Below are 11,595 nucleotides of genomic sequence, written 5' to 3'. Positions count from 1 at the left end.
CATATGAAAACCCTCGGCCTTCTGGGCGGCATGAGCTGGGAATCCACCGCCATCTACTATCGCCTGCTCAACGAGATCGTGCGCGAGCGGCTGGGTGGGCTGCATTCAGCGAAACTGCTTCTGTGGTCGTTCGACTTCGCCGAGATCGCCGAGCGGCAGCATCATGGCGACTGGGACGGCGCCGGCGTGCTTCTCGTCGAAGCGGCGCGCAAGCTCGAGGCCGGCGGCGCGGAAGGCCTGTTGTTGTGCACCAACACCATGCACAAACTTGCCGGCCAGGTGCAGGCGTCGGTGTCGATTCCGCTGATCCACATCGCCGATGCCACCGCGGTGGCGGTCAAGCGCGCCGGCATGCAGCGCCCGGCGCTGCTGGCAACGCGCTTCACCATGGAGCAGGATTTCTACAAGGGCCGGCTTGCCGACAAATTTGGCTTGAGCCCTGTCGTGCCCGATGTCGCCGGGCGCGAGATGGTCCATCGCGTCATCTACGAGGAATTGTGCCGGGGCATCGTCACGGAAATCTCCAAGGCGGCTTATATAGCCGAGACAGAACGCCTGCGCCGCGAAGAGGCGGCCGACAGCGTCATTATGGGCTGCACCGAGATCACCATGCTCATCGGCCAGCAGGATTTCGACATCCCGGTCTTCGACACAACGCGCATTCATGCCGAGGCGGCGGTCGAATTCGCGCTGGGTTGATGCGTTTGTCCTAAACTGCCTGATGCCATCTGGCGCGGCGTTTTTCCTCCGCTAGAATGCCCGGAATTTCAAAACAGGCATTTCGAGGGGACAAGATGGATTTTGCGCTTCCATGGCCGACGAGCCAGGGCGAATGGCTGGCCTGGTCGAGCGCCGTCGTCACCGTGCTGCTCGGCCTTTTGTTTTTTCTGGCCCCTGGCCTCGCCTTCCGTGCCCTGCGCTTGCAGGTCAAGCCAGAGAAGGCTGCGGCGATCGCCGAGGGGCGCGGCAGGATGTCGGGCTTCTATCTCGGGGTTGGACTGTGCTGTATCCTGCTGGCGCAGCCGCTGATCTACATGGCGCTTGGCTTCTCCTGGCTGTTCACCGCCTTCGGCCGGCTGCTGTCGATGATGTCTGATGGCGCCAACACGCCTTTCAATTGGGTTTCCATTGTGCTGGAATTGGTCCTGGCGGCGTTTCCGCTCGCCTTTGCCTTCGGCTTTCTGCCTTGAATCGTTGGGTATTCCGCGATGGAAGACGGGTGACTTTCGCCGGATGCGACAATAGTGCCTGAAAACCATGCGGAACGACGCATTGCGGTCTTAAAATGCCTGTGCTAGACGGCAATCGACTTTCGGCCGGGGATAGCGGAAGCCGCGCCTCCGTGCTCGAAAAAATGCAGTAAGGTCAAAGATTTAGCCAGAGTTTTTGCTCGCGCCAACAATCTACGGCCTGTCAGACAAGAGAAAAGACGGTCCGTGGCTCAATCGTCATCGCCAATCTCAGGTGTCGCAGAACGCTATGCGGGTTCGCTGTTCGAACTCGCCCTGCAGGCAAATTCCGTGGCCAAGGTCGAAGCCGACCTCAACAGTTTCGAAGCCATGCTCGCGGGCAGCGCTGATCTCACCCGGCTAATCAATAGCCCGGTGTTCTCCAGCGAGGACCAGGCGAAGGCCATTGCGGCGATTGCCGACAAGGCGGGGATTGCCGGCCTCACTGGCAATTTCCTGCGCGTCGTCGCCCGCAACCGCCGGCTGTTCGCCATTCCCGGCATGATCAGGGCGTTCCGCCAGATATCAGCCGAACATCGTGGCGAGACCGCTGCTGAAGTGACGTCGGCTCACGAACTGAAGGCTGCCCAGCAGGCCGAACTCAAGGCGGCGCTGAAGAGCGTTGCCGGTAAGGACGTGGCCATCTCCGTCACCGTCGATCCGTCGCTGCTCGGCGGGCTGGTGGTCAAGATGGGCTCGCGCCAGATCGATACGTCGCTCAAAACCAAACTCAATTCGCTCAAGCTTGCACTGAAAGAGGTCGGCTGATGGACATCCGCGCCGCGGAAATTTCCGCAATTCTGAAAGACCAGATCAAGAATTTCGGTAAGGAGGCCGAGGTCTCCGAAGTTGGACAGGTGCTGTCCGTCGGTGACGGTATCGCCCGCGTCTACGGCCTCGACAATGTCCAGGCCGGCGAAATGGTCGAGTTTCCCGGCGGCATCCGCGGCATGGCGCTCAACCTCGAAGCCGACAATGTCGGCGTCGTCATCTTCGGCGCCGACCGCGACATCAAGGAAGGCGACATCGTCAAGCGCACCGGCGCCATCGTCGACGTCCCCGTCGGCCCCGGCCTGCTCGGTCGCGTCGTCGATGCGCTCGGCAATCCGATCGACGGCAAGGGTCCGATCAAGGCAGTCGAGCGCAAGCGCGTCGACGTCAAGGCGCCCGGCATCATCCCGCGCAAGTCGGTGAACGAGCCGATGTCGACCGGCCTCAAGGCCATCGATGCGTTGATCCCGGTCGGTCGCGGCCAGCGCGAGCTGGTCATCGGCGATCGCCAGACCGGCAAGACCGCCATCATCCTCGACACGATGCTCAACCAGAAGTCGGTGCACGACAACGGCCCCGAGAAGGAAAAGCTCTACTGCGTCTATGTCGCCGTCGGCCAGAAGCGCTCGACCGTCGCGCAGTTCGTCAAGGTGCTGGAAGAGCGCGGCGCGCTCGAATACTCGATCATCGTCGCCGCCACCGCTTCCGATCCGGCACCGATGCAGTTCCTGGCGCCGTTCGCTGGCGCCACCATGGGCGAATATTTCCGCGACAATGGCATGCACGCGCTGATCAGCTATGACGATCTGTCGAAGCAGGCCGTCGCCTATCGCCAGATGTCGCTGCTGCTGCGCCGCCCGCCGGGCCGCGAAGCCTATCCGGGCGACGTCTTCTACCTGCACTCGCGCCTGCTCGAGCGCGCCGCCAAGCTCAACGACGATCTGGGCGGTGGTTCGCTGACCGCGCTGCCGATCATCGAGACGCAGGCCAACGACGTGTCGGCCTACATCCCGACCAACGTGATCTCGATCACCGACGGCCAGATATTCCTCGAAACCAACCTGTTCTTCCAGGGCATCCGTCCTGCGGTGAACGTCGGCCTGTCGGTCAGCCGCGTCGGCTCGGCCGCGCAGATCAAGGCGATGAAGCAGGTTGCCGGCTCGATCAAGGGCGAGCTCGCGCAGTACCGCGAAATGGCGGCCTTCGCGCAGTTCGGCTCCGATCTCGACGCCGCCACGCAGCGCCTGCTCAACCGCGGATCGCGCCTGACCGAACTCCTGAAGCAGCCGCAGTTCTCGCCGCTGAAGACGGAAGAGCAGGTCGCGGTGATCTTCGCCGGCGTCAACGGCTATCTCGACAAGCTGCCGGTCAACCAGGTCGGCAAGTTCGAGCATGGCCTGCTCAGCCACATGCGTTCGGCCGGCAAGGACGTCCTCGATGCCATCCGCAAGGAAAAGGCGCTGTCGGACGATCTGCGCGCCAAGCTGAAGGCCGAGATCGACGCTTTCGCCAAGACCTTCGCCTGAGCGAATTGCAAGACGGGATCAGGTTTGAAGCATGCCTTCATTAAAAGACCTTCGTAACCGTATCGCCTCGGTCAAGGCGACGCAGAAGATCACCAAGGCGATGCAGATGGTCGCCGCGGCGAAGCTGCGCCGTGCGCAAGAGGCTGCGGAAGCGGCGCGCCCCTATTCGGAGCGCATGGGTTCCGTGCTGGCCAACATCACCCAGGCCATCGGCGGCGGCGGCGATGCCCCGGCGCTGATGACCGGCACCGGCAAGGATGACGTGCATCTGCTCGTCGTCTGCACCGCCGAGCGCGGCCTGTGCGGCGGCTTCAATTCGCAGATCGCCCGCCTTGCCCGCGACCATATCCGCAAGCTTTTGGCGGACGGCAAGCAGGTCAAGATCATCTGCGTCGGCAAGAAGGGTTTCGACATCCTGCGCCGCGACTATGCGTCGATGATCATCGACCGCGTCGATCTGCGCGAGGTCAAGACACTCGGCTTCGTCAATGCCGATGCGATCGCCAAGAAGGTCATCCACCTCTTCAATGAGGGCGGCTTCGACATCTGCACGCTGTTCTATTCGCAGTTCAAGTCGGTGATCAGCCAGATCCCGACCGCGCAGCAGATCATTCCGGCCGGCGTTGCTTCGGCTCCTGCCGAGGCGATCGATGGCGGCAACGCCGTCTACGAATATGAGCCGGAGCCGGGCGAAATCCTCTCCGACCTCATTCCGCGCAACATCTCCGTGCAGGTTTTCCGGGCGCTGCTCGAAAATGTGGCCGGCGAAATGGGCGCCAAGATGAGCGCCATGGACAATGCGACGCGCAACGCCGGCGACATGATCAACAAGCTGTCGATCACCTACAACCGCCAGCGGCAGGCGCAGATCACCAAGGAACTGATCGAAATCATTTCGGGCGCCGAGGCGCTCTAGGCGTGGTTCGCGGGTCATCGACCCGCGACCGGACCGCGTGAGAAACAAAGGACGAAAAAGGGTAAAGACGATGGCGAAAGCAGCGACCCCCCAGAAGGCGACATCCAAGACGGCAGCCCCCAAGGCCGCAGCCGCGAAGACCGCAGCCCCCGCGAAGGCGGCAAAGGCTCCAGCAGCAGCCGCGAAGGCTGCCCCGGCCAAGGCGGCAGCACCGGCGAAGGCCGCCGCTGCCAAGACATCGGCAGTGGCCAGCAAGGCAACCGGCGTTGTCGGCAAGGTCCGCCAGGTCATCGGCGCCGTTGTCGACGTGCAGTTCGGCGATCACCTGCCGGCGATCCTGAACGCGCTCGAGACCACCAATGTCGGCAACCGACTGGTGCTCGAAGTCGCCCAGCACCTGGGTGAAAACACCGTGCGCTGCATCGCCATGGACTCGACCGAAGGTCTGGTTCGCGGCCAGGAAGTGCGTGACACCGGCGCGCCGATCACCGTGCCGGTCGGCCCGGGCATGCTCGGCCGCATCATCAACGTCATCGGCGAGCCGGTCGACGAAGAAGGCCCGGTCGACGCAACCGAAATGCGCTCCATCCACCAGCCGGCTCCGACCTATGTCGAGCAGTCGACGGAAGCCCAGATCCTGATCACCGGCATCAAGGTGCTCGACCTGCTGGCTCCCTACGCCAAGGGCGGCAAGATCGGCCTGTTCGGCGGCGCCGGCGTCGGCAAGACCGTGCTGATCCAGGAACTGATCAACAACATCGCCAAGGCGCATGGCGGCTACTCGGTGTTCGCCGGCGTCGGCGAGCGCACCCGCGAAGGCAACGATCTCTATCACGAGTTCATCGAATCCGGCGTCAACAAGAAGGGCGGCGGCGAAGGCTCCAAGGCGGCACTCGTCTACGGCCAGATGAACGAGCCGCCGGGCGCGCGCGCCCGCGTCGGCCTGACCGGCCTGACGGTTGCGGAATATTTCCGCGACCAGGGCCAGGACGTGCTGTTCTTCGTCGACAACATCTTCCGCTTCACGCAGGCCGGTTCGGAAGTGTCGGCTCTGCTTGGCCGTATTCCTTCGGCCGTGGGCTATCAGCCGACGCTCGCCACCGACATGGGCGCGCTGCAGGAACGCATCACCACCACCACCAAGGGCTCGATCACGTCCGTGCAGGCCATCTACGTGCCCGCCGACGACTTGACCGATCCGGCGCCGGCGACCTCGTTCGCCCACCTTGACGCGACGACGACGCTCAACCGCGCCATCGCCGAAAAGGGCATCTATCCGGCCGTCGATCCGCTGGATTCGACCTCGCGCATGCTCGACCCGCTGGTCGTCGGCGACGAGCATTATGGCGTCGCGCGCCAGGTGCAGTCGATCCTCCAGCGCTACAAGTCGCTGCAGGACATCATCGCCATCCTGGGCATGGACGAGCTGTCGGAAGAGGACAAGCAAACCGTGGCCCGCGCCCGCAAGATCGAGCGCTTCCTGTCGCAGCCGTTCTTCGTCGCCGAAGTGTTCACCGGCGCGCCGGGCAAGCTGGTCGACCTCGCCGACACCATCAAGGGCTTCAAGGGCCTCTGCAACGGCGACTACGATCACCTTCCGGAAGCTGCCTTCTACATGGTCGGCGGCATCGAGGAAGCGGTCGAGAAGGCACAGCGCCTCGCGGCTGAAGCGGCTTAATTTAGGGAATAGGGAGTAGTCAGTAGTGAGTGGGGAATAGCAGCTGCGTAATGTGGACCGGTTAGGGCCACTTACTACTGCCTAGTTCCTATTCCCTACTCACTAAATTGATCATGGCTGAAGCTTTCAAGTTCGAACTGGTCTCGCCGGAGCGTCTGCTCGTTTCCGAGCAGGTCGAATCCGTCGTCATTCCCGGCGCCGAAGGCGAGATGACCGTCATGGCGCATCACGCTCCGGTCATGACCACGATCAAGCCGGGCGTCGTCACGGTGAAGACCGCGGCGGGCGGCGAAGAGCGCTATGTGGTGTTCGGCGGCTTCGCCGACATCGTTCCGGCCGGCTGCACGCTGCTGGCGGAATCGGCTGTCGCGGTGAAGGATGTCGACCGCGCCGATCTCGCGCGCCGCATCCAGGAAGCCAAGGAAGACGCCACTGATGCCAAGGACGACGAGGCTCGCAGCAAGGCGGAACAGTTCCTTAGCCAGCTCACCACGCTGGAAGGCGCCATCCTGCCGGCGTAAGGCCTGAGCGCAGACTCTGGAATTCATGCCATTGGTAGCGCGCAGGACGGGCGTTCTGTCGCGATCCTTCGCGCCCCCCTCTGTCCTGCCGGACATCTCCCCCACGAGGGAGGAGATTGGCAGCTCGGATGTCGGTGCTCTTCCTGTAACGTTAGAGATTTGCGAAAGAGGGGGGCGCTGTCCCGCCGACATTATAACCATAACTGCCAAGGCATAGTTCAGGTCTGCTCGCTCTGTATGCCAAGGGCGGCGAAGGCCAGAACCGGACCATCGCGCCGCAGGTGGACGAGATGGACAGCCACGAGTTCGATCAACGTCTGCCGCTCGGCATGATCCCCAGCGAAGCCGGCCAGGTCGAACACCGCGGTCACGGTTTCGTTGGCCGGCAGCTGCTCGCTCAAAAGTGCCGTCAGCGCCGCGTCGAGCGGATCGGTGAAATGTCCCGCCGGCAAGGTTTTTCCTCGCGCGGCGCAAGCGGCGATCCAGGCAGCCACCACCAGGGTTAGATGGACCAATTCAGTACCGGCTTCGAGGCATTCGATGGCGGAGGCGACGATGCGCTGCGGCAGTTTCTGGCTGCCGTCATTGGCGATCTGCGCCGTGCGATGGGCAAGTGCAGTGTTGGAAAAACGCTCCGCGAGCTCCGCAGTATAGGCGCTCGTGTCCAATCCGGCATCCTCGGGCAGGGTCGGGATGGCTTCGGCCCACAAGGCATCAACGAATTGCCGGATCGCCGGGTCGGCGAAGGCGCGGTCGACGGTGGCATGACCGCTGAGCAGGCCAAGATAGGCGATGGCCGAATGCGAGCCGTTGAGCAGCCTGAGCTTCATGTCCTCGAACGGGCCGACATCGCGAACCATGGTGACGCCGAATTGTTCCCACGCGGGCCGGCCAGTCGGGAACTTATCTTCGACCACCCACTGACAAAACGGCTCGGTCATCACGGGCCAGGCATCCTCGACGCCGAGTTCTTCAGCGATCCGCACCCGATCGGCGTCAGTGGTTGCGGGCACGATACGATCGACCATGCTGGAGGGAAACGCGACTTGTTGTGCGATGTGGTCGGCAATTCCGACATCGCTCGATTGCGCGAGCCCGGCATCTCGCAACTGGGCGAATTCGACCAACAGCCGGTGCAGCGTGGCGCCGTTGGCCGGCAAATTGTCGCAACACAGGACAGTGAAGGGCGGCGTGCCGGCGGCGCGTCGCCGGGCAAGCGCCTCGGTCAGAAAACCATGCGCTGTCTTCGGCATCCGGGGATTGGCCAGATCATGGGCGATATCGGGATGTGCGGCGTCCAATCCGCCGCCTGCCGCCCTCAGATAGGCCTTTTCAGTGATCGTCAGCGTGACGATGCGGGTGCGCGGATCGGTCAGCGCGACCAGCACCGCCCTGGGATCCTCCGGCGCCACCAGCATCACACCGATCGAACCGATGACCTGAAGCCTTTCGGTTCCACTGCTTCTGATCGCCAGCGTGTAGAGCCCGTCCTGCGGCGTGAGAGCGTCGCGCGTGTCGGTGCTGCGCAGCGAAACGCCTGTTATGCCCCAATCCGCGTCGCCTGCCGCCAGGCAATCGTCGACATAGGCTGCCTGATGGGCGCGGTGGAAGGCGCCGACACCAAGGTGCACGATGCCCGGGACGACGCGGCTGCGATCATACGCAGGTGTCGCGATCGAAGCCGGCAGCGCGCGCACCGTCTTCGTGGAAAGGCGTTCGGTCGTCGTGGTGCGACTGGTCTGGTCGGATGACATGAGTGGCCTCGGCAGGGATCGGCAAAGCGGCGTAACATTCGATTTCCTGCCACACAATGGGTCGAAAAGTCATCATACAACAATCGGATTTTTGTATGTTGACATTTCTTGCCGCCCCTACCGATAGTGGCCTTGGGAGGATGACCGTGACACTGACCCATGCGGATCTGCTGTTTCCCGCCGAGGCGCATTCGCGCGCGATTGCCCGTGATCTCTATGCCGGGATCAAGGACCTGCCCCTTGTCAGCCCGCATGGCCACACCGATCCGCGCTGGTATGCGCTGAACGAGCCATTCCCGGATCCGGCGCAACTGCTCATCGTCCCGGATCACTACATCTTCCGCATGCTGTTCAGCCAGGGCGTCCGCCTCGAGGATCTCGGCGTCGCGACGCTGGACGGCGCGCCTGTCGAAACCGACGGCCGGACGATCTGGCGGCGCTTTGCCGAGCACTATTATCTGTTTCGGGGCACACCGACCCGGCTGTGGTTCGACCACGTACTTGCCGATCTGTTCGGCATCGACGAACCGCTGACCGCCGCGACGGCCGACCGCCACTACGACACGATTGCAACGCTGCTGCAGTGGGAGAATTTTCGCCCGCGCGCGCTGTTCGAGCGTTTCAACATCGAGGTCATCGCGACCACGGAAGGCGCGCTCGACGATCTCAAATGGCACCAGATGATCCGCGACAGCGGCTGGCAGGGCCGTGTGGTCACCGCCTACCGGCCGGATGCCGTCGTCGATCCTGATTTCGAGGGGTTTTCACCCAATCTCGATCGGCTCGGCGAGATCACCGGCTGCGACACCGGCAGCTGGGCCGGATATCTCGACGCGCATCGCCAGCGGCGCGCCTTCTTCAAAAGCTTCGGCGCGACTTCGTCAGATCATGGCCATCCGACGGCCGAGACCGCCAATCTTTCGGATGCGGCGGCGCAAGAGCTGTTCAATCGGGTTCGCCGTGGTTCCGACGATGAGCGCGAGCGAAAACTGTTCCGCGCCCAGATGCTGACCGAGATGGCCAAGATGAGCCTCGACGATGGGCTGGTCCTGCAGATCCATCCCGGCTCCTGGCGCAACCATTCGCCCGCAATCTTCCAAAAATTCGGCCGCGACAAGGGCTTCGATATCCCGACCCGGACCGACTATGTGACGGCGCTGAAGCCGCTGCTCGACTGCGTCGGGCTGGAGCGCGACCTCACCGTCATTCTCTTTACGCTCGACGAAACCAGCTATGCGCGCGAGCTGGCTCCGCTGGCCGGCGTCTACCCGGCGCTGAAGCTCGGGCCGGCCTGGTGGTTCCACGACAGCCCGGAAGGCATGCAGCGGTTCCGCGAGATGACCACCGAGACGGCCGGCTTCTACAACACCGTCGGCTTCAATGACGATACCCGCGCCTTTCCATCGATCCCGGCACGTCACGATGTGGCGCGGCGGGTCGACTGCGCGTTCCTGGCGCGTCTCGTCGCCGAGCACAGGCTGCGCGAGGACGAGGCGCATGAGCTGGCGCGGGAACTGACCTGTACGCTGGCGAAAAAGGCGTATCGGCTCTGAAGGGGCAACTCGCCCGCAATGCAAAGGGAGGAAACCATGTTGCATTTTTCAAGACTGACGGGAGCTGCGCTGCTCGCCGCCGCACTGATGGCCGGAACGGCAAGTGCCCAGACGGTTCTGCGCTCGTCCGACACCCACCCGGACGGCTATCCGACGGTCGAGGCAGTCAAATATTTCGGCGAGCTTGTAAAGGAGCGTACGGCCGGCCGCTATGCGGTCGAGCTCTATCATTCCGCGCAGCTAGGCGAAGAAAAGGACACGATCGAGCAGGTTCGCACCGGCGTGATCGACCTCAACCGCATCTCGATGGCGCCGTTCAACGGGCTCATTCCCGAAACCACTGTGCCCTCGCTGCCCTATATCTTCCGCTCGGAAGACCATATGCACAAGGTCATGGACGGGGCGGTCGGCGATCAGATCGCGGCGGCGTTCGAACAGGTCGGGCTGGTGCTGCTCGCCTTCTATGACAGTGGCGCGCGCTCCTTCTACAATTCGAAGAAACCGATCAACTCATTAGCCGATCTGTCCGGCATGAAGTTCCGCGTCATCCAGTCCGACATCTTCGTCGACATGGTGGCGGCACTCGGCGCCAACGCGACTCCGATGCCGTATGGCGAGGTGTATTCGGCGATCGAGACCGGGGTCATTGACGGCGCGGAAAACAATTTTCCGAGCTACGACACCGCCAAGCATGCGGAAGTCGCCAAGTTCTATTCGCTCGACGAGCACACTATGGTGCCGGAAGCCTTCGTCATGGCGAAGTCGAGCTGGGACAAGCTGACGCCGGAGGATCAGGCGATCTTCAAGGCGGCCGCCAAGGAGAGCGTCGCCAGGCAGCGCGAGCTGTGGACCGCCAAGGTCAAGGAATCGCGCGCCAAAGTCGAAGCGGCCGGTTCGCAGATCACGACGCCGGACAAGCAGCCCTTCATCGACGCCATGGGTCCGGTCTACGAGAAGCACGTCAAGGACGACAAGCTGAAGGCCATGGTCGAAGCCATCAAGGCCGTGCAGTGATCAAGCGGCGGCGCGGGCATTCCGCGCCGCCATCCCCCTTGCGGAGAGAACCGGTGACCTCCAGCCCAGCACACAGACCGCCCCTGTCCGGCGTCGCCCGCATGATGTCGCGCGTCAGCACAGCGGCGCTATGGGTCGCAGGCATCGGGCTGGTGCTGATGACCGCCTTCGTCGCCTGGCAGGTGTTCGGTCGTTATGTCCTGAACCGCTCGCCAAGCTGGACCGAGCAGGGCTCGGTGATGCTGATGAGCTGGTTCATTTTCCTCGGCGCTGCCGTCGGGGTGCGCGAGAACTATCACCTCGGCTTCGACGTCCTGCTCTACTTGCTGCCCAAAGGCAGCAAGCGTTGGCTGCGGATGATCTCGGACCTCGTCGCGCTCGCCTTCGGCATCGGTATGATCTGGTATGGCAGCCAACTGGTCGCATTGACCTGGGGCGCTACCTTGCCGTCGCTCGGCATATCGGGGGGCTGGGACTACGTCCCGCTGGTCGCGGGAGGCGTGCTCGTCGCGCTCTTCACGCTGGAGCGCATCGTGCTTCGTCTCTCCGGTGCGCCGATCGACGATGTGCTCGATGAACTGCCGCCGGCGGAAGTCGCAACCGAACTCGACACGGCGAACGTGAAGGTCTGAC

At 63.2% G+C, this 11,595-nt stretch carries 11 protein-coding genes; 10 read left to right on the top strand and 1 reads right to left on the bottom strand.

The annotated features are described in order from the left end of the window. The first annotated feature begins 3 nt into the window (after positions 1-3). The 7 genes from NKK51_RS19510 (at position 4) to NKK51_RS19480 (ending at position 6,641) form a co-directional block, all read left to right on the top strand. A complete protein-coding gene (locus NKK51_RS19510) occupies positions 4-699 on the top strand; it encodes an aspartate/glutamate racemase family protein (RefSeq protein ID WP_352554303.1) in 696 nt (231 codons plus the stop codon). 95 nt (positions 700-794) lie between these two features. Further along, entirely contained in the window at positions 795-1,190 is a 396-nt protein-coding gene (locus NKK51_RS19505; RefSeq protein WP_352554302.1) for an AGROH133_08824 family phage infection protein, read from the top strand. A gap of 246 nt (positions 1,191-1,436) precedes the next feature. Continuing rightward, the gene (locus NKK51_RS19500; protein WP_352554301.1) at positions 1,437-1,997 is read left to right on the top strand and encodes a F0F1 ATP synthase subunit delta; all 561 of its coding nucleotides are present in this window, start codon (positions 1,437-1,439) and stop codon (positions 1,995-1,997) included. Next, a complete protein-coding gene (atpA, locus tag NKK51_RS19495) occupies positions 1,997-3,526 on the top strand; it encodes a F0F1 ATP synthase subunit alpha (protein WP_023811756.1) in 1,530 nt (509 codons plus the stop codon). The genes NKK51_RS19500 and atpA overlap by 1 nt, the downstream gene beginning before the upstream one ends. Positions 3,527-3,557: 31 nt before the next feature. Further along, positions 3,558-4,442 (top strand): F0F1 ATP synthase subunit gamma, encoded by an 885-nt coding sequence (locus NKK51_RS19490; protein WP_127261419.1) that lies wholly within the window; start codon positions 3,558-3,560, stop codon positions 4,440-4,442. A 70-nt stretch (positions 4,443-4,512) separates the two neighbouring features. After that, positions 4,513-6,120, top strand: a complete 1,608-nt coding sequence (atpD, locus tag NKK51_RS19485) for a F0F1 ATP synthase subunit beta (protein WP_352554300.1) — start codon at positions 4,513-4,515, stop codon at positions 6,118-6,120. 113 nt (positions 6,121-6,233) lie between these two features. Further along, entirely contained in the window at positions 6,234-6,641 is a 408-nt protein-coding gene (locus NKK51_RS19480) for a F0F1 ATP synthase subunit epsilon (protein ID WP_013529039.1), read from the top strand. A gap of 218 nt (positions 6,642-6,859) precedes the next feature. Here NKK51_RS19480 and NKK51_RS19475 read toward each other — a convergent pair whose 3' ends face one another. Continuing rightward, positions 6,860-8,395, bottom strand: a complete 1,536-nt coding sequence (locus NKK51_RS19475) for a mannitol dehydrogenase family protein (protein ID WP_352554299.1) — start codon at positions 8,393-8,395, stop codon at positions 6,860-6,862. A gap of 140 nt (positions 8,396-8,535) precedes the next feature. Here NKK51_RS19475 and uxaC point away from each other — a divergent pair, with 140 nt between their 5' ends. The 3 genes from uxaC to NKK51_RS19460 all read left to right on the top strand — a co-directional run bounded on the left by uxaC (position 8,536) and on the right by NKK51_RS19460 (position 11,594). Then, the gene (uxaC, locus tag NKK51_RS19470) at positions 8,536-9,948 is read left to right on the top strand and encodes a glucuronate isomerase (RefSeq protein WP_352554298.1); all 1,413 of its coding nucleotides are present in this window, start codon (positions 8,536-8,538) and stop codon (positions 9,946-9,948) included. 36 nt (positions 9,949-9,984) lie between these two features. Further along, positions 9,985-10,962 carry a TRAP transporter substrate-binding protein gene (locus NKK51_RS19465; protein ID WP_127328609.1) on the top strand — a complete coding sequence of 326 codons (978 nt, stop codon included), beginning with the start codon at positions 9,985-9,987 and terminating at the stop codon, positions 10,960-10,962. Positions 10,963-11,063: 101 nt separating this feature from the next. Then, complete coding sequence (locus tag NKK51_RS19460; RefSeq protein WP_352554308.1) at positions 11,064-11,594, top strand: TRAP transporter small permease; 531 nt, start codon at positions 11,064-11,066, stop codon at positions 11,592-11,594. Position 11,595 lies beyond the last annotated feature (1 nt).

Source organism: Mesorhizobium sp. M0011 (assembly GCF_040324155.1).
In the GTDB taxonomy this organism is placed as follows: Bacteria; Pseudomonadota; Alphaproteobacteria; order Rhizobiales; family Rhizobiaceae; genus Mesorhizobium.
Note: the sequence above shows the minus strand (reverse complement) of the source record. Positions and strands in the feature narration are given on the sequence as shown.